We start from the raw sequence: 18,127 nt of genomic DNA on the forward strand, positions 1-18,127 counted from the left end.
CACAAAAAACGGATTTAAATGCTAAAAGGATTTAGCAGAATCTCATGGAGGAATTAATTATGGTAGTACAACACAATATGCAGGCAGCAAATGCTTCAAGAACATTGAACATTACGAGTGGCTCTCAGGGAAAGAGTACAGAGAAGCTTTCATCTGGATTTAAGATTAATAGAGCAGCAGATGACGCAGCTGGACTTTCAATTTCTGAGAAAATGAGAAAGCAGATTCGAGGTTTGGACCAGGCTTCTACAAACGCATCTGACGGTGTTTCATCAGTACAGACAGCTGAAGGTGCCCTCACAGAAGTTCACGACATGCTTCAGAGAATGAACGAGTTAGCAGTACAGGCAGCTAATGGAACAAATTCAGAAGCTGATCGCGACGATATTCAAAACGAAATCAGCCAGCTTACAGAAGAAATCGATAGAATTGCTTCTACAACAAAATTTAATGAGACATTCCTTCTTAAGGGCGATGTTGGTGTTAAGACAAAATATATCAACGCACACAGTGCAGGTCTTGATGGAACTCTCATTCAGAATACTACAATGGCAACATTCATCATGAAGAAACTTGAAGCAGGCGATAAGTATACAATTGGTGGAACACAGTATACTATTGGTGCTGCGGATAATGAAGAGGTTGCAAAGGCATTAAAGAACGAAGATATTTGGGATAAAGACGAGAATAAGTGGAAATTTGCAGATGGTGATACAATTTCCATCGATGGTAAGACATACACTATAGCAGGTGGAGATGATGATAAAACAGATATTGCCAATGGTAAGGTTACAAATGGATATCTTTCAAAGTTAATTGTTGAAGGCTCAACTGTTACATATAACGGAAATACAGTTACAAGATTTTCTGATAAGATGGATGCAACATCAAATGGTATTGACCCTTCAAATACAACACTTATCAAGGCTACAGCAGCATACAAGATGGTAGCAATCGAGCTTAAGGCTGCATCATCAATTGGTACAACAGATAAAGCAGCATATTATGATGATGATGCAAAAGATTATACTGACGGCAAGACTTGGACACCAGGAACAACAGATACTAGTTACGAGAAGACAACAAATATCGAGTTCAAGATTAACAAGGGTTATGTAAACATCCAGAACGCCCTTACAGTTAACCTTCATGTTGGTGCTGACGCAGCGATGTCAAATAAGATCAACGTAGTACTCGAAGCTATGAACGCTAAGTCAATCGGTATCGCAGGACTTACAGTAGCAGATGCAACAGGAAAGAACGCAACATACGCAATCGACGCTATCGCAGATGCTATCAAGGCAGTATCAGCACAGAGAGCAGAACTTGGTGCTATCCAGAACAGACTTGAGCACACAATCGCTAACTTAGACAACGTAGTTGAGAACACAGAAGCAGCTGAGTCTCGTATCCGTGATACAGATATGGCTGATGAGATGGTTGAATACTCAAAGAACAACATCTTACAGCAGGCTGGACAGTCAATGCTCGCTCAGGCAAATCAGGCAACACAGGGTGTACTTTCACTCCTTCAGTAACACAGAATTAATAACAACTCCCCACCTCTTCAAAGGGGTGGGGATGATTTTAAAAATTACAACTTAATAGCAACTTAAAAATGAATATTATTCCTTCTAAAAGAAGGGTTCCATATATAGAAAAGAGGTAAGGCTTATGGCATATTTTACAAGAAACAAGATGTTAACAATGGTATTAGAGCTCTATACAGCCAACCACAGATTCGCTCAAGGAGGAACGGGTGATGATGCAGCTGACCTTCAAGTACTTATCGGATGTCAGCAAAAAGCCTTAGTATTAGGAGAATATCTTGAATCCATGGGAATGGATTACTCAGACATAGTTGAAAAGTTTGAAAATTACTGCAATATGATTTACGATATAAGTGAGAACTTAAATGATGCTAACTTAATCATAGATCACAAGCTAGATATAGAGTGCATTCTAAGTGATATCTTAAATGAAATCGAAAACAGAATAATCGAAATCAAGAGTATTGATGTTTACGATTTCAGAGGTTTAGTTGAAGCACCAGGGGAGAAGGCAATAGTAGCTGGGGAAATCAATCGATTGATTGATAGCTGCTTAGGCAAGGTAGAAGGTCTTGTAGAGGGTGAGGAAATGTACAGACCACTTGTAATTGGAACATACAAATAAAGAAATGTAAGGCTCGTCAAATGACGAGCCTTCTTCAGATTATGGGGGAGACGCATGAATAATAAGCCAAAGACCAAGTTACTGACAATATCGCTTTTATGTTGTGGCAGGGCAGATACCACGGAGCGCTGTCTTAAATCTTTGATGCCTATTCGCGAGGCAATTGATTCGGAGATTCAAGTGGTGGATACTGGCTGCAGTCCAGATACGAGAGCGATAATTGAAAAGTATGCAGATGAAGTCTTTGAATTCAAGTGGTGCAATGATTTTGCTAAAGCCAGAAATTTCCAGCTAGACCAGGCCAATGGAAAGATGTTTCTGTTTATAGACGATGATGAATGGTTTTTAGATACGAAATATATCATCAGTTTTTTCAAGCGTCCAGATTGCGTAACTTATAACATTGGTGGATATTTCCAACGAAACTATCTTGATTTCGAGGGCAAGGAGTACAACGATATCGAGGTTGTGCGAATGTGTACTGTGACACCAGAAACTAGATTTATTGGAATGGTGCATGAATATATCGAACCATCCTACGGCAATGCCATGTTTATGGATGCTCAAGCGGGACACTTTGGCTACGTGTACACAAGTGATGAGGACAATGTAGCTCACTCAATGCGTAACATCCCACTTTTGCAGGAAATGATTGATGAGGATCCAAACAACTTCAGATGGCCATATCAGATTGCCCAGGAATATAAGTCGATTCATGATTATGAAAAGCTTTATGAAGTATGCAAGGATGGCTTTGAGCGCGCAAGCATCTATAATGCCGAAGAGGAAAATGAAAACATAAGATATAGAGGTAGCTTTATCTGCGGAATGGCTATAGCTTTACACGAGCTAGGAAGGCATGATGAATTAATTGATTTGTACAATATGCAGGCCCAAAAGCCGACTATCTTACAGTTGCCACTGGCATTTTTAGCATATTACGCTGCGACCATATTTTTTAAGGATAGAAATAATGAGGAGTGCATTAGAGCTGGCGAATACTATCTAAAGTCATACGAAAAAGTAGGAAAAGATAGAGCACTGATGTTTGTTCAAGGTGGACTTTTTGCATCAGAGGCATTTACATCAACTAAACTAAATATGATTTACTGCTTCCTGATGACCTTGGGATTGGAAAAGGATGACTATTCTGCGCTGACTCGCTATTATCGCAAGATATCTTGGAATGATAGAGTGGTCAGATTGAACAGAGGATTCATGTCGGAGATTATAACAAAGGCCTCTGAAATCGGATATAAGAAAGAATTGCGAGATGTTTTTAACAAGTTCTTTACTAACAACGGATTCAGGAACCTGATAGAAAGTATGATTGAGCGAGCTTCTGTAGTGATGTCGCCAGAGGAATTGGAAAAGATTGCCCAGGCCTTCAAGACCACAGCAGGAGAGCAGGAAATACGATTATTCGTAGATATCAGGCTGATGGAAAAAGAATTTAACGGCATCGAGACCTGGGACAGCTACCGAGAGCTGATAGATAACCTGTCACAGTATGCTGATATGACAATCACATTCCAACAGAAGCATGATTCATGGCTTTTGGAGGAAGGCGACGAGGAGCCACTAGCTGATGCAACTATGCTTGGACAAGGTTTGCAGCAGTTTATGGAACTTGCAGACAGAGACTATGCGGCTGCCCTCAAAACTCTGAAAAACCTATTTGGGCTTCGCAACCGAATGAATAACGCCCTTAGCGAGCTTTCTCGTCTATATCAAGAGCGAATCAAGCTGTTCACCGCAAGGGATGCCGACCCTGATAAATTCAACGAAATGTACAGGCTGGAGGAATCCGTACTTACGCAAATCGCAGAGCTTGATGCCGCCGGACGAACAGATGAGGCGGTGGCTACATACAAGCAGTTGGTTGAAATATTGCAGAATACATTTGGAGTTGATACACTACATATATAGGTTCAATTGTGATATGAAAGATTATGAGGTGTATATATGAGACAAGAATATTGTGAGAAAAACGGTATATTGATAACATACTCAGACGAGGATGTTGCATTTGAGGAAATAGACACCGCAATGTCAATTCTAATTTCAAATAGTGGCGAAGTGATTCATAATAATTTTTCTGATAATGAAGAGAAAACAAATTACTTTATTGAGGAGTTTAAGAAAATATATCCTACTATTTCATACTTTAGAACACTTGATAATTTGGAGGATGTTGTCTAATGCCAGTATATATCAGATATGATGGTTGGTATGTTTATTTTTGGTCTAATGAAAATAATGAGCCAATTCATTTTCATATTGCAGAAGGAAAACCTTCAATGAATGCAACTAAAATCTGGATTCTTAAGAATCATTCATTTAAATTAGAGAATAATAATAGTAAAGTACCTGCAAAGATATTGAGACATATTTTGGCAGTAATGCAGGTCGCAGTAGAAGAATACATAGATTTATGGAAGCAGTATCAAAAAGAGATTCACTATATTGATGAATAAAATACTTATGTATCGCTGGAAGGCGTACAACTACAAGGATATTAAGTGTACATTTGAATCGATGGGATATGAGGTTAAGGAGGTCTGGCAGGACCTTCTTAATTATGATGTGGACGAGGAGTTCGCCGAAAAGTTGAGAGGGATTGTTCGGGCGGAAAGCTTTGAGTTTTTGTTTACGGTGAATTATTTTCCGCTTATTTCGAATGTGTGCCAGGAGTGCGGGCTTTTGTATGTGTGCTGGAGTTGCGACAATCCTTTGATTTCGATGTATCATCAATCAGTATTCAATGATGTGAACAGGATATTTCTTTTTGATTTGACCAATGTGGAAGAATTCAAAGGGATGGGAGTGGAACATGTATATCACCTGCCTCTTGCGGTTGATTGTGGTCGCTTGGATTATCTGTTCGCAAATACGAAGCATCAGCAGGATTTTTCAAATGAGATAAGCTTTGTTGGATCTCTTTATGAAAAGAATTCTTACGATAAGTTGGAATACACTTTGCCTGAGTATCTAAGAGGATATTTTGAGGCGCTGATGGAAGCCCAGCGGGATTTGCAGGGCATGAATATAATCGATAGAATGCTTACTCCAGAAATATTGATGGAGCTTGAAAACTATTTTGAGTTGGAAAAATCAGAGGATTCGTTGTCAGATTTGAATTTGATATTTTCGGTGACCACCTTGGGATTTAAGATTGCTCAAAAGCAGCGTCGTCGAATACTAGTAGATTTGTCGAAGCATCATGATGTGAGTATCTACACCAACTCAAACACAAATGATTTGCTTAGGGTTAAGTATAAGGGGAGCGTGGATTACTGGAGCGAAATGCCATTCGTATTTAGAGATTCTAAGATCAATCTGAATATGACAATACCGAATATAAAAAGTGGAGTGCCACTTCGCATTTACGATATATTAGGAGCTGGGGGATTCTGCCTCACCAATTTCCAGGCAGAATTACCAATGTTTTTTGAAAATGAAAAACACCTGGTCTGGTACTACAGCAACGAAGACCTCTACGAAAAAGTAGATTATTATATACGCCACGAAACCGAACGTGAGCACATTGCAGCAGCAGGTCGTGAATACGTCCAAGAAAATTGTGGATATGAATCACGTGTCGAACAAATTTTGGATGTGATAAAAAGTGAGCCCCTGTAGTTCACAAGCTCTTAGGTTTCTCAAGCGAATCGTGTTAGATGAGCGGAGAAACTTAAGGCTTGTGAATGTAACAGGGGCGTAGGTTTATCAGAGACCAAAATTTACCATCATTCCGGAGTACTGGCTAGCCGCATAAGGTGCAGCTAGTGATTTGCCAGGATTCTTGTATTCTACAACAGCCTTGTCTACGTATGCCATTGGGTTGATAGAGGCTTTCGTAGCAGCTTTGCTGATGGATTCTTTAAGTTCGTTCAGTGTTGAGAATGCATTGTCACGTTCACCACTGTTGATGATGTCTGATAATGTATCCTTGTCTAATTCTAAGTGTCCTAATGTATCAGAACTAATTCCAACCTTTGTAAGGCTCTCAGATTGATTCTTGGCGATGGAAGAAATCTCATTAAATAATGTACGATTCTGGTGTGCACCATTGTATTTCAATCCAACATCAATCATTCCATTGTAGCTGTCCAAAAGCTGATTAACACCATTAGAGAGGGCTTCGGTATCGTTCATTAATCCAATCTGAACAGGCTCGTTTGAAGGAGCCTTAAGAATTAATTCGAAGGCCTTGTTAACGGTGAAGGTGTTGGATAATGACTCGTGAGCATTGCCGTTTAGCTTAAAGCTTGAGTTGCTGGCTGGCTGCGTTACGCGGTCGATACCCAAAGTGTTCAATTCTCTCCATGAAATAGTAGAGGAGATATTGAACAATGAGCTTTCATCTTCAGAAAGACCCGTAGCCTTTGAGGTAATCTGAATAGCGCTTGAGTTGGAAGCTGTGTTGGTGATCAGGCTTGCTGATAAACCAACATCAGATGTATTAAGCAGGCGCACAATCTTGTTTTGAACATTGAGGTTGCTTTCGCCTCTGTTAACATTAAACTGGAACTCGTAAGAGTGGTTCCTAATGTCTAAATCGAATGAATACTGGCCTTCGGCAAAATCATGTCCATCTCTAACAAGGAAATTACCTGTGTTGATCTGCGGCTTGGCAAGTGAATCAACTTCGATAGCGAAGCTTTCAGCAGATGAATTATTGTCACCTACGTAGAGAGCCTCAACTGAATCATTATCAGATGAAGAAGCAATTCTCTTTTCCAATATTGAAGAAATATCCTCACCGGCAGAAGACAGATTAGATACTGAAAGTGCCATAGAATTAGCATGCTCTTTAATATCAATCGCAAACTGACCCATGTCATCAGTGTCCTTAATCTTATAAAGAGGAGAATCTTTGTTGGCTTTCACTATTTTATTGTACGTATCGCGCAATTCGCTCTTCTTATGAGATTCGTAACGATTACCTATGTTATCGCCATAGGTTGTCATGAAATAATTGTACGCAGCATCAATGCGTGCCATAAGACGCCCCTCCTTTCTTCCTTGAAATTATGCCATCGACAATCCTTTGTCTCCGCCAGGGCATAGATATATGTATACTTATAGTTACTATCATAATACCATAAGTCAAGTATTTTGAAAACCCCCTAGATTTAGTAAAAAATTCTGATAATTTCCAATATCTAGCATTTCTACACAGCCACTAATACTTTTTACCTTCCTGTCACCTAATCTTCACTTTTATATCAAGCTAGTCTTCACATATGAGTGATTAACTATAACTCGTAACGGCGCTACGGTTAGAGCGCGAAAAATATATTGACCACCAGAATATTTCTGGCGCAGAATTGGAGGACTAGAAAAATGAGAAAAAAGGTTACTGCATTAATGATGGCTGCAGCAATGGCATGCGGTTCATTAATAGCTTGTGGGGCAGATTCCACCACGGCTTATGCAAGCGAGACAATTTACGGGGAGGTTACTGCTGTAAGCGATGATGGGTTTACAATTACTGTTGGCACATATGCTGATAATGAATTGACACTTGGCGATGAGACAGCAGAAATCACAGTCAGCGATAACACTGTTTATAAGATGGCAGCTATGGGAGGCGGAAAGCAGGACGGACAAGCACCTGAAGGCGGCGCACCAGAAGGAGAGGCACCAGATGGAGAAGCTCCAGCAAAACCAGATGATGCAAATGTAGAGGAAGATTCAACAACAGAAGATACAGAAGCGACAGAGGAGACAACAGAGGACACAACAGAAGAATCTTCAGAAGAGACTTCAGAAGAGACTTCAGATGAGACAGAAGCTCCAGCAGATATGCCACAGGGGCAGGCGCCAGAAGGTGAGGCTCCAGATGGAGATGCACCAGCTGATATGCCACAGGGCGGCCAGGATCAAAAGCCAGCAGAAGGAGATATGGAAGTATCACTTTCAAGTATAAGTACTGGTACTCAGGTAGCTGTAACTTTTGATGCAGATGGAAATGTAGAATCAGTAGAAATTTTAAAATAGTTAATCTTATGTAAAATACCCCGATTAGTTTTAATGACTAATCGGGGTATTATTATTCAGCTAGTGAATATCTTGCTGTATTGCTTCCGTATTTGTATGAACTTAAGAATTCATTAAATTCACTAAATGATTTAGGAAATTCAATGCCAAATTCCTTAGCAATCTCTCCATTATAAAGCTTTATAGAATCGTCTGAATCTCCGTATCCCACCTTGATTGTGGAAATATCGTCTCCATTGAATACTCGAACAGCTTTCTTTCCGGCGTCATATCCAAGTGAATATGGGTCAGAGAAAAGAGTTACTAATGCGTTCTCACCAATCTGAGTATCGCCAGCTACAATTACAACATCGGACTCTTCGGCTACCTTGCCAATGGAATCCATCTGATCTGTGAGCATGCTTCCAAATGGAACATAAATAACAGAACATTCATCGCAAACATCTGCGATTCTTTCTTCTATAGTAGTGTCTGAATCGTATTCTTCAGATACATCAATCTTTTCTTCTGTGTCAGTTTCTTCTGAAGAGGCAGAATCCTCCTCATCATTTGATTTCGTATCAGTGTCTGATTCATCATCGTCTGTTTTAGGTTTAGTCTTGCCTCCAGTCCAGAACTCAGATACGAGAGCTACTCGAGTAGATGAAGGTGAATTCAATCCTAAAATTGTATCATCTCCAAGAGGCTCTACACTGTTGTCCATGCCTTCCTTTGCAGAGAAAGCAACAAACTTACTAGGGCTAAGTGCTATTGAAGAATGCCCTTCTGAACCTTTAATAGTAGTGTTGGTTGCAGGGATTAGATATTCCTTCCAAGGGATACCTGCCTGATCCAGATAAGCTTCGAAGATTTCATTTTGATAGATGGCATCTGTGTCTTCTGGTGAAAACAGGATACCGACAGTCTCGAGATTATCTGTAGCTTCTATCATAAGAGAAACCTGATCTACGATGCTTGGCTTACTGCTGATACCAGTGACATTAGTGCCTGTGGTCTTGTCCCAAGACTTACCATTAAGACTAGGTATGTGCAACGTTCCCTTAAAATCAATAATGCCTGTGGCGATGATTGGAATAGTATCAGTGTTATCAGTGGCTGCCTGTAAAGTAGGCTTGCCAGTTGTAAAAATCATATCAGGTGATGAAGCGATTGCAGCGTTTGCAATGTCTTCACTTGAAGCGTCCTTTGAAACAGAGCTGGTAGTGATGGTGAAGTGCTCCTCTCCGATATAATCTGACAACGCATCAGTAAAACCCTGTAAAAGAATTTGATCGTAAGTGTTGTCTTCTGATAAAAGTGCTGATATATTATATTGATATGAATCCGATTCGGATTCTTCTGTTTTTTCGTTTTCAGGCTTTGAGTCTGACTTGCTGCCACAAGCGACAAGTGAAAATCCCAATGTTAAAGCAAGTAATGTGCTTAAAATTTTATTTTTCATATCTTTCCTTTCGAAACATCAGTTATTAAATGATAGTTTCAAATCCCGAATTAGTCAATAAAATAGGTGAGAAATTCGATGAATCATATTATAAAGGGTATTATAGGCTTTTGCCTAGGGTTATTGTACCCAAAACGATGTGTTGTATGCGATAAAGTTTTATCAAAATTAGAAAAAGAAGTGGGTATTTGCAAGAAATGCAGTAAGAGTGTAAAGCTCATTGGCTCAGATTATTGTATGAAATGCGGCGTCCCTATGAGGGATAAGTCCCAGGTGTATTGTATTAACTGTAAAGATGGAGCCCACGTGTTTGATCAATCAAAGGCTGTGTTTAGATATACAGGCAACATGAAAAACTCCATGTATCGCTTTAAATATGCTAATAGAAGGAATTATGCAAGGTGCTATGCAAAGTTTGCAGTAAAGCAATATGGCCCATGGATGAAAGCGAAAAATATAGAAGCGATTATTCCAGTGCCCATGTATGAAAAGAAGAAAAGAAAGCGTGGTTATAATCAGGCTGAAGTATTTGCAAGAGCACTGAGTGAACTTACCAGGATTCCAACTATGGATAAAATTGTCAGACGAGATGTAAATACAACTGCTATGAAACAGTTAAATCGTGTAAAAAGAAAGAAAAATTTGTTAAAAGCTTTTATATTAGAAGAAAATGTTGTACAATTTAGAAAAGTGCTTATAGTTGATGATATTTATACAACTGGAACAACAATCGATGAGGTTGCTAAAGTGCTAAAAGCAGGGGGAGTAGATGAAGTTTATGGGCTATGTGTCTGCATAGGCGAAATGCAGTAGCTTAACAGGAGGTATTACCTATGGATGTTCGTAATTGTAGAAGTTGTGGAAGATTATTCAATTACATGGGCGGTGGCATAAATATATGTCCGGCTTGTAGAGAAGAAAATGAAAAAAAGTTTCAGAACGTAAAAGAGTTTATTAGGGAAAATCCAAGAGCGTCTATACAGGAAATTGCTGATAAAAATGAAGTTACAACTAATCAGATTCGCCAGTGGATACGTGAGGAAAGATTGCAGTTTACAGAGGATTCTGATATTGGAATCGAATGTGAAAACTGCGGCGCTACAATTAGAACAGGAAGATTCTGTGAGAACTGCAAGAATACTATGGCTAACGCTTTATCAAAATCTATTGAAAAGCCAAAGGCTCCAGAGCCTCCAAAGCCAGCAAAAAAAGAGAACAAAAACAAGATGCGTTTCTTGGAGAAATAAAAATATATTGCACAAATATCAATACCTACAAGCAAAAGCTTGTAGGTATTTCTTTTTATTGACATTTTGTGATATACTCATTCTGAATAAATTTGTTCCTATAAAGGAGAAAAGCTTTGATTAACGAAGATCGCGTCAGACATATGACGTCTATGGCTATATTCGAAAAGGAGCTTGGACCTGAATATCAGCCTATGCTGCGCTATTCGAAAAAGGAATATGTTGCGCTTCATGGCTGGGGAGGTTTCCTCACAGGTACATTGTTCTTTGCAGTTATATATATAGGTATTGTTTTGTATATTGCCGGTAATGTTTTGGAAAACATCACTACTATGTACATTCTACTTATGATATTGGCAGGCCTTTTGGCATACGCCCTTTATATCATTATTCATGTGCACAACACCAGACGTCGCGCTGCCAAGCAATACCGAAAAGGCAAGAGGCTTATTAAGGAGCTTGCTAACAAATATTCCAAGCTTAATCTTATGTACGAAGACGAAGCCAGAGAAACCAGGCCGCTTCTTGCTAGAAATATAGAAGACATAGACTAGAGGGAAAATAATGAACGCATTTATTAGATTCAGAGATGATATTAGAAGGTATATTCTCTCCCGAGAAATGCTTTTCTTGAAGATATGGAGTGCTCTTGTTGCATTTATAGGTTTGATGTGCATCAAGGTTAATTTTGGATACAACGAAACTATCAGTAAGTGGTGGATTTCTGTTTTAATAGCACTTGTTTGTGCATTTTTCCCAATTCAGGGAGTTTCCATTGTATTGACAATAGTTTTGCTTATTGATTTGCTGGAGCTTGGCGCTCAGACAGCATTAGTTGGATTGGCACTTGTGATAGTGTCTTACCTTGTTTGTGCATATTTTAGAAGCAAAAACACTTATAATGTAGCGATGGTACCTATGTGCTATTCATTTAATGCGCCATATGTAATGGCCCTTGGCTCAGGTTTGCTATCAAATATTAATGAGATTTGCGCGGTACTTTGCGGTAGTGTTACTGCTTATTATCTTCATATTGTAAAGGATAATGCAGCGGCAATCGTTGATGAGACATCAGATGTTTCTGTTATCACTTTACTTAACGAGCAGCTTCTTAGAAGTAAGATGTTTTACTTCTTCCTGGTGGCAATGGCTGCTATGTTTTTAGTTGTTTATATGCTCCGTCAGTCCAATATCAATATGTCTTGGATTGTTGCTAACCTTGTTGGCGTTGGAGTTGAATTTATAATCATGCTTGCTGGCTATTCACTTACTAGCCAAAAGGCGGAAATTCCAGGGCTTGTACTTGGAAATATTTTTGTTATTATCGTTGGAATTATTCTTAATTACTTCATTCTTGATTTGGATTATTCCAGAATAGAAAAGGTTCAGTTTGAGGATGATGATTACTACTATTATGTAACTGCTGTTCCTAAGATTAGAATTGTAGAAGAAGAGAAAGAGGTTAAGAAGATATAGTGGTTGATTTTGTCAATGCTGTAGATGCCTTCATCGATGATTATTTCAATGTAAATATTCCAGATGTATCCATTACAGATATTATTGAAATTGTCATAATTGCATACTTTATGTATCATCTATTAGTTTGGGTGAAAAACAGCAGGGTTTGGATGCTTATTAGAGGTGTCCTGATTATCATGCTGTTTTTTGTGCTTGCAGCCATCTTCCAGATGAACACAATCCTTTGGTTAGGCGAAAAGCTAGTTTCGGTTGCGGTCACTGTGCTCATCGTCGTATTCCAGCCAGAGCTCAGAAGAGCCCTCGAACAAATCGGGAGACGTAAGATTACATCTATCTTCACATGGAATCTTCTCAAGACTGGTGCCAAGAAATTTGATGATTCTACCATCACAGGTATGGTTACAGCCTGCTACGAGATGGGGGCTGTAAAGACTGGTGCGTTAATCGTAGTTGAAAACGACATGCAGCTGACTGAATTCGAGAGAACAGGTATTAATCTTGATGCTCTCGTAACAAGACAGCTTCTTATAAATATTTTTGAAAAGAACACACCACTTCATGATGGAGCGGTTATAGTTCGTGGCGACAGAGTTGTTTCTGCTACATGCTATTTACCTTTGTCAGATAACATGGCTTTGTCAAAGGATTTAGGTACTAGACATAGAGCTGCGGTTGGTATTAGTGAGGTTTCTGATTCCCTTACAATCGTCGTTTCCGAGGAGACAGGTACTGTTTCATATGCTCGCGAAGGCAAGATTGTCAGGGATGTAAAAGAAGATGAGCTTATTGCTGAGCTCAAGAAGATTCAGAATCCTGACAAGGAAGAGCAAAACGCGGCGGAGAAGGAGGGTTAGCATGAAGCAGAAGATAATTAATGCCCTCACAAAGGACGTCGGATTAAAAATACTAGCATTTGTCTTTGCTTTCTTGTTATGGCTTGTGGTTGTCAACATCGATGACCCAACCCAGACTAGGACCTTCACATCGGTTGTAACTGTTACCAATGAGGATGTTCTTAAATCAGCAGGAAAGCTATATGAGATAAAAGATGGAGTTAACACTGTAAGCTTCAGAGTGACAGCAAAGCGTTCTATTATAGAAAAGCTTTCTCCATCAGATTTTTCTGCAGTTGCAGATATGAACAATTTGGAAAATGAAGAGCGCATTCCTGTAACTATTAGCGCTAAAACATATGCTAACTACATCACTATTTCCAGCAGACAGAATTATCTGTATGTAGAGCTTGAGGATGAGCAGACACAGCGTTTTGTTATCAATGCCCAGACAACAGGTACTCTTGAAGCCGGCCTTGCAGTAGATTCTGTTACTTGTAGTCCTACTGTAATCACAGTAACAGGTCCTGAAGAAGTTGTATCTACAATCGAAACAGTTACAGCTACTGCAAATATTACAGGTGTAACTAACAATTTTACAGAGAGCGTTATTCCTAAGTTCTACAATGCATCTGGTGATGAGGTAGATTCAAAGGAGCTTACTCTTTCGGTTTCAACCGTTGGAGTTAGTGTAGTGTTTGCCAACACTAAAACAGTAGATATCGTTGTAAAGACAAGTGGCACATTGCCTGATGGTCTTTCACTTGATTCAATAAAGACAGACCCTTCATCAGTAATGATAATTGGAGAGGCTAGCGCCTTAAATGATGTTACTAGCATCACTATTCCAGATTCAGTTATCAACTTATCTGATCTGACAGGATCATTTACCACAACAGTCGATATAAGTTCGTACATACCTGCTAATGTCACTCTAACAGAGGGCTCGAGCTCAAAGGTTACTATTTACGTACTTATGTCTGGACAGACAGCTTCCACTGCGGATATATCCGCTGACAATATAGAACTTACCAATATTCCTGAAGGAATTGCAGTTGCAGTTACCACAAAGAGCCTTACAGTTAATGTATTTGGCACTGAGTCTGCTTTATCAAATCTTGATACAAGCAAAATCAAAGGAACTATTGATTGTTCAAGTTTGACAGTCGGTGAAGGACAAAGCGCTGTGGTACAGTTTGAAAATACAGAAGGACTCACCATCCAAAACACATCGGTGACAGTTGATGTTGTCGCTACTGAAAAATCAGAGAGTTCAGACTCATCATCAAAGGAAAAAGAGGAGTAACATGGGAAGATTATTTGGAACAGATGGAGTCAGAGGAGTTGCTGGCTCAGAACTTACTATTGAGCTTGCAAAGTCACTTGGTCAGGCAGGCGCATATGTTTTGACTAAAGAGGCTTCACATCAGCCTACAATCATCGTAGGTTGTGATACTAGAATTTCTGGCACAATGCTTGCATCTGCACTTATGAGTGGTATCTGCTCAGTTGGTGCTAATGCAGTTTATGTTGGAGTGTTACCAACACCAGCAATCGCTTACCTTACACGTAAGCACAAGGTTGATGCAGGAGTTGTTATTTCTGCCAGCCACAACCCAATGGAGTTCAACGGAATCAAGTTCTTCAATGGCGAAGGCTTCAAGCTTTCAGATGCATTGGAGGATGAAATCCAGGCGCTTATCGAAAGTGATATGAAGGGAGTTAACCTTCCAACAGGCGCTGAAATCGGAAAAATTGATTATAGATTTGATCTTGGTAGAGAGTATGTTGATTTCTTAAAGCAGACAGTACCAATGGATTTATCAGGATTAAAGATTGTTATTGACTGCGCAGAGGGTGCATCTTACAGAACATCTGTAGCATGTCTTTCAGAAATGGGTGCTGAATTAATCACAATTCACAACAACCCTGATGGAACAAACATCAATAGTAACTGCGGTTCTACACACATGGATGAGCTTAAGGCTAGAGTTGTTGCTGAAAACGCAGCAGTTGGTCTTGCTTTCGATGGTGATGCAGATAGAATGCTTGCAGTTGATGAAAAGGGACATCTTGTTGATGGTGACCAGGTTATGGCCATCTGTTCAAAGCACATGAAGGACAAGGGCACACTTAAGAAGAACACATGCGTTGTTACAGTTATGACAAACCTTGGCTTCACACTTATGGCTAAGGAGCAGGGAATCAACGTTGAATCAACAAAGGTTGGAGATAGATATGTATTAGAAAACATGCTTGCTAATGGCTACAACATCGGCGGCGAGCAGAGTGGACATGTCATTTTCCTTGACGATAATACAACAGGTGATGGTTTGTTATCAGCTCTTCACCTACTTCGCGTAATGGTAGAGACAGGCGAGTCATTGTCATCACTTGCATCTATTATGGAGGTACTTCCACAGGCTCTTGTAAATGCAAAGGTTCCAAACCACAAGAAAGAGAGCTATATGGAATATCCTGAGATAGCACAGGCTATCGAAAAGCTCGAGCAGAAATTTGCCGGCGAAGGAAGAGTTCTCATCCGCCCATCAGGTACAGAACCACTTGTACGTGTTATGATCGAGGGTAAGAATCAGGCAGAAATCGATGCCGACGCAAAAGCTTTAGCAGAGCTTATTACTAAAACAATGTTATAAATATAATCAAATTCAATTAACAATCTATTATGCTCTGTAAGGAACATCTAGTGACTGAAAGAGCCATAATGATTGTTAATGTAGAATTTGTCATAAACTAGGATTTTTGATATGGTTTCTAAAAAAGTTAAGATAGTAAATGCTACTGGCTTGCACTTAAGACCAGCGGGAGTATTGTGCGAGACAGCTATGAAATACAATAGTAAGGTTACATTTACTACAGACAATCACTATGAGGCAAATGCCAAATCAGTGCTCAGTGTTCTGGGCGCTTGTGTGAAGTCTGGAGAGGAAATAGAACTAAGCTGTGATGGTGATGACGAAGAGGCAGCGCTATCAGACCTCGTAGCATCCATCGAAGGAGGCTTAGGCGAATAAAATTCGTATAAAAAAATCGTGTAGTTAAATCATTAGATTTATATACATATACTAAAAAAAGCTTGCTTAAGAATGATTAACAGTAGGCTGTAGCTATAAAGCTCTGGCCAAAGCTCAAGCGAGACGTGTTGTCGAGCGGAGTTTGGACAGGCTTGAGAGCGTAACAGCCGAGCCACAGACTTGAATGAGCAAGCTAGACGCAGAATAAGGAGGAAGAATAATGTTAAACTACAAGCGTTACAAAGCGAACCCAGTGTTAAAGTTTCCTGAGCGTACATGGCCAGAAAAACAGATCACAAAAGCTCCACTATGGTGTTCAGTTGATCTACGTGACGGCAATCAGGCTCTCGTCGAACCAATGAATGTTGACGAGAAAATGGAACTATTCGACCTCCTACTAAAACTTGGATTTAAAGAGATAGAGATTGGCTTTCCCGCAGCAAGCCAAATTGAATATGATTTTTTAAGAAAACTTGTTAAGGAAAATAAGATTCCTTCAGATGTTAAGGTTCAGGTGCTTTCACAGTGTCGTGAAGAGCTTATAGATCGTACATTTGAGGCTATTCAGGGAATCCCAAATGTTATTTTCCATATTTACAACTCGACATCTACATTACAGCGTGATGTTGTGTTCAATGCAGATAAAGATGAAATCATCAAGATTGCTAAAGCAGGTACTCAGATGGTTAAAGATAGACTTGATAGATATGATGGCAATCTTCAGCTTGAATATTCTCCAGAATCATTTACTGGTACTGAAGTAGAATTTGCTCTTGATATCTGTACAGCAGTTCAGGATACATGGGATCATGCAACAGATGCTCCGATTATTTTTAACTTACCTGCAACAGTAGAGATGAACACACCTAACGTATATGCGGATCAGATTGAGTGGATGAGTACACACTTTAAAGATAGAGAAAACATCATCCTTTCAATTCACCCACATAATGATAGAGGTACAGGCGTTGCTATTACAGAGCTTGGTCTTCTTGCTGGAGCAGACAGAGTAGAGGGAACACTTCTTGGTAATGGTGAGCGCACAGGTAATGTAGATATTCTTACAATCGCATACAATATGTTTTCACAGGGCGTAAACCCAGAGCTTAATCTTGACGACATCAAAGAAATCGTTGAAGTATGCGAAAGAGTTACTAAAATGCCAACAGACGCAAGACACCCTTATGCTGGTGAGCTTGTGTTTACTGCATTCTCTGGTTCACACCAGGATGCTATAAATAAGGGCGTTCGTGCAATGAAGGATCGCAACAACATGTACTGGGAGGTTCCATATCTTCCAATCGATCCTGCAGATATCGGACGTAAGTACGAGCCAGTGGTTCGTATCAACAGCCAGTCTGGCAAGGGCGGAGTTGCCTTTGTTATGGACACAGTATATGGCTACAAGCTTCCAAAGAAGATGCAGCGTGAATTCGCTGATGTTGTTCAGCGAATTTCTGAAAAGCAGGGTGGCGAAGTTACACCACAGCGCATTATGGAAGCATTCAAGTCTCAGTATCTTGAGAATAAAGAGCCACTTACACTTGAGTATGTGGTTATTAAGGATGACAAGGAAACAGACGATACAGTTGCAGTTCTTGACTTCAGCTACAATGGTGAGAAATTCCACTCAGAGGCTGAAGGTAACGGACCTATCGATGCTGTTAAGCTTGCAATTAAGCAGTGCGTACCAGAGTTAGACTTTACACTTATCGACTATACTGAGCATACACTTGCTCAATCACAGGGCTCAGGTGCAAAGGCTGCTGCTTATATAGAAATGAGAGACGAGAGACACGGCAATACCACATTTGGTGTAGGCGTAAGTTCAAACATCACACGTGCTTCTATCCGTGGTATGTTCAGCGCATACAATCGTCTTATCAAAATAGCAAAGGACTATGTATAAGA

18 protein-coding genes and 1 pseudogene are annotated in these 18,127 nt (G+C 39.8%); 17 read left to right on the top strand and 2 right to left on the bottom strand.

Annotation, left to right across the window (positions count from 1 at the left end):
• The first annotated feature begins 59 nt into the window (after positions 1-59).
• The 6 genes from T498_RS0101130 (at position 60) to T498_RS0101155 (ending at position 5,817) form a co-directional block, all read left to right on the top strand.
• Complete coding sequence (locus tag T498_RS0101130; protein WP_028234324.1) at positions 60-1,538, top strand: flagellin N-terminal helical domain-containing protein; 1,479 nt, start codon at positions 60-62, stop codon at positions 1,536-1,538.
• Positions 1,539-1,674: 136 nt separating this feature from the next.
• Positions 1,675-2,175, top strand: coding sequence for a hypothetical protein (locus tag T498_RS0101135; RefSeq protein ID WP_028234325.1), 501 nt, complete (start codon positions 1,675-1,677; stop codon positions 2,173-2,175).
• A gap of 54 nt (positions 2,176-2,229) precedes the next feature.
• On the top strand, positions 2,230-4,104 hold the full coding sequence (locus T498_RS0101140; protein ID WP_028234326.1) for a glycosyltransferase: 1,875 nt from the start codon (positions 2,230-2,232) through the stop codon (positions 4,102-4,104).
• Positions 4,105-4,140: 36 nt separating this feature from the next.
• On the top strand, positions 4,141-4,377 hold the full coding sequence (locus T498_RS0101145) for a hypothetical protein (protein ID WP_028234327.1): 237 nt from the start codon (positions 4,141-4,143) through the stop codon (positions 4,375-4,377).
• Positions 4,377-4,652 carry a DUF4160 domain-containing protein gene (locus T498_RS0101150; protein ID WP_028234328.1) on the top strand — a complete coding sequence of 92 codons (276 nt, stop codon included), beginning with the start codon at positions 4,377-4,379 and terminating at the stop codon, positions 4,650-4,652. The genes T498_RS0101145 and T498_RS0101150 overlap by 1 nt, the downstream gene beginning before the upstream one ends.
• The gene (locus T498_RS0101155; RefSeq protein WP_036977592.1) at positions 4,645-5,817 is read left to right on the top strand and encodes a CgeB family protein; all 1,173 of its coding nucleotides are present in this window, start codon (positions 4,645-4,647) and stop codon (positions 5,815-5,817) included. The genes T498_RS0101150 and T498_RS0101155 overlap by 8 nt, the downstream gene beginning before the upstream one ends.
• 87 nt (positions 5,818-5,904) lie before the next feature.
• Here T498_RS0101155 and T498_RS0101160 read toward each other — a convergent pair whose 3' ends face one another.
• Positions 5,905-7,182 carry a hypothetical protein gene (locus T498_RS0101160; protein ID WP_028234330.1) on the bottom strand — a complete coding sequence of 426 codons (1,278 nt, stop codon included), beginning with the start codon at positions 7,180-7,182 and terminating at the stop codon, positions 5,905-5,907.
• A 342-nt stretch (positions 7,183-7,524) separates the two neighbouring features.
• Here T498_RS0101160 and T498_RS0101165 point away from each other — a divergent pair, with 342 nt between their 5' ends.
• Positions 7,525-8,181, top strand: coding sequence for a hypothetical protein (locus T498_RS0101165; protein ID WP_028234331.1), 657 nt, complete (start codon positions 7,525-7,527; stop codon positions 8,179-8,181).
• A 52-nt stretch (positions 8,182-8,233) separates the two neighbouring features.
• Here T498_RS0101165 and T498_RS0101170 read toward each other — a convergent pair whose 3' ends face one another.
• Positions 8,234-9,622 (bottom strand): ABC transporter substrate binding protein, encoded by a 1,389-nt coding sequence (locus T498_RS0101170; RefSeq protein WP_028234332.1) that lies wholly within the window; start codon positions 9,620-9,622, stop codon positions 8,234-8,236.
• Between the two features lie 78 nt (positions 9,623-9,700).
• Between T498_RS0101170 and T498_RS17205 the strand changes: the two are divergent.
• The 10 genes and pseudogenes from T498_RS17205 to leuA all read left to right on the top strand — a co-directional run.
• Positions 9,701-9,901: pseudogene (locus T498_RS17205) on the top strand (double zinc ribbon domain-containing protein); the annotation flags it as partial.
• A 27-nt stretch (positions 9,902-9,928) separates the two neighbouring features.
• Entirely contained in the window at positions 9,929-10,435 is a 507-nt protein-coding gene (locus T498_RS0101175; RefSeq protein ID WP_242839195.1) for a ComF family protein, read from the top strand.
• Positions 10,436-10,455: 20 nt separating this feature from the next.
• A complete protein-coding gene (locus tag T498_RS0101180; RefSeq protein ID WP_028234334.1) occupies positions 10,456-10,869 on the top strand; it encodes a flagellar protein in 414 nt (137 codons plus the stop codon).
• 116 nt (positions 10,870-10,985) lie between these two features.
• Entirely contained in the window at positions 10,986-11,423 is a 438-nt protein-coding gene (locus tag T498_RS0101185; RefSeq protein ID WP_155950997.1) for a hypothetical protein, read from the top strand.
• A gap of 10 nt (positions 11,424-11,433) precedes the next feature.
• A complete protein-coding gene (locus tag T498_RS0101190; protein WP_028234336.1) occupies positions 11,434-12,345 on the top strand; it encodes a hypothetical protein in 912 nt (303 codons plus the stop codon).
• Positions 12,345-13,202 carry a diadenylate cyclase CdaA gene (cdaA, locus tag T498_RS0101195; protein ID WP_242839192.1) on the top strand — a complete coding sequence of 286 codons (858 nt, stop codon included), beginning with the start codon at positions 12,345-12,347 and terminating at the stop codon, positions 13,200-13,202. Before T498_RS0101190 ends, cdaA begins: the two co-directional genes overlap by 1 nt.
• A gap of 1 nt (position 13,203) precedes the next feature.
• Positions 13,204-14,487 (top strand): CdaR family protein, encoded by a 1,284-nt coding sequence (locus tag T498_RS14510; protein WP_051524528.1) that lies wholly within the window; start codon positions 13,204-13,206, stop codon positions 14,485-14,487.
• A 1-nt stretch (position 14,488) separates the two neighbouring features.
• Complete coding sequence (glmM, locus tag T498_RS0101205) at positions 14,489-15,838, top strand: phosphoglucosamine mutase (RefSeq protein WP_028234338.1); 1,350 nt, start codon at positions 14,489-14,491, stop codon at positions 15,836-15,838.
• 111 nt (positions 15,839-15,949) lie between these two features.
• A complete protein-coding gene (locus tag T498_RS0101210) occupies positions 15,950-16,216 on the top strand; it encodes an HPr family phosphocarrier protein (RefSeq protein ID WP_028234339.1) in 267 nt (88 codons plus the stop codon).
• 220 nt (positions 16,217-16,436) lie between these two features.
• On the top strand, positions 16,437-18,125 hold the full coding sequence (gene leuA, locus T498_RS0101215) for a 2-isopropylmalate synthase (RefSeq protein ID WP_028234340.1): 1,689 nt from the start codon (positions 16,437-16,439) through the stop codon (positions 18,123-18,125).
• The last annotated feature ends 2 nt before the right edge of the window (positions 18,126-18,127 follow it).

Origin of the sequence: Pseudobutyrivibrio sp. MD2005 (assembly GCF_000621865.1) — a bacterium.
GTDB lineage: Bacteria > Bacillota > Clostridia > Lachnospirales > Lachnospiraceae > Pseudobutyrivibrio.

Bases quoted from the DNA above. Each gene is read 5' to 3' on its own strand.
- T498_RS0101130 (WP_028234324.1), top strand. From the start codon at position 60: ATGGTAGTACAACACAATATGCAGGCAGCAAATGCTTCAAGAACATTG.
- T498_RS0101135 (WP_028234325.1), top strand. From the start codon at position 1,675: ATGGCATATTTTACAAGAAACAAGATGTTAACAATGGTATTAGAGCTC.
- T498_RS0101140 (WP_028234326.1), top strand. From the start codon at position 2,230: ATGAATAATAAGCCAAAGACCAAGTTACTGACAATATCGCTTTTATGT.
- T498_RS0101145 (WP_028234327.1), top strand. From the start codon at position 4,141: ATGAGACAAGAATATTGTGAGAAAAACGGTATATTGATAACATACTCA.
- T498_RS0101150 (WP_028234328.1), top strand. From the start codon at position 4,377: ATGCCAGTATATATCAGATATGATGGTTGGTATGTTTATTTTTGGTCT.
- T498_RS0101155 (WP_036977592.1), top strand. From the start codon at position 4,645: ATGAATAAAATACTTATGTATCGCTGGAAGGCGTACAACTACAAGGAT.
- T498_RS0101160 (WP_028234330.1), bottom strand. From the start codon at position 7,182: ATGGCACGCATTGATGCTGCGTACAATTATTTCATGACAACCTATGGC.
- T498_RS0101165 (WP_028234331.1), top strand. From the start codon at position 7,525: ATGAGAAAAAAGGTTACTGCATTAATGATGGCTGCAGCAATGGCATGC.
- T498_RS0101170 (WP_028234332.1), bottom strand. From the start codon at position 9,622: ATGAAAAATAAAATTTTAAGCACATTACTTGCTTTAACATTGGGATTT.
- T498_RS0101180 (WP_028234334.1), top strand. From the start codon at position 10,456: ATGGATGTTCGTAATTGTAGAAGTTGTGGAAGATTATTCAATTACATG.
- T498_RS0101190 (WP_028234336.1), top strand. From the start codon at position 11,434: ATGAACGCATTTATTAGATTCAGAGATGATATTAGAAGGTATATTCTC.
- T498_RS14510 (WP_051524528.1), top strand. From the start codon at position 13,204: ATGAAGCAGAAGATAATTAATGCCCTCACAAAGGACGTCGGATTAAAA.
- glmM (WP_028234338.1), top strand. From the start codon at position 14,489: ATGGGAAGATTATTTGGAACAGATGGAGTCAGAGGAGTTGCTGGCTCA.
- T498_RS0101210 (WP_028234339.1), top strand. From the start codon at position 15,950: ATGGTTTCTAAAAAAGTTAAGATAGTAAATGCTACTGGCTTGCACTTA.
- leuA (WP_028234340.1), top strand. From the start codon at position 16,437: ATGTTAAACTACAAGCGTTACAAAGCGAACCCAGTGTTAAAGTTTCCT.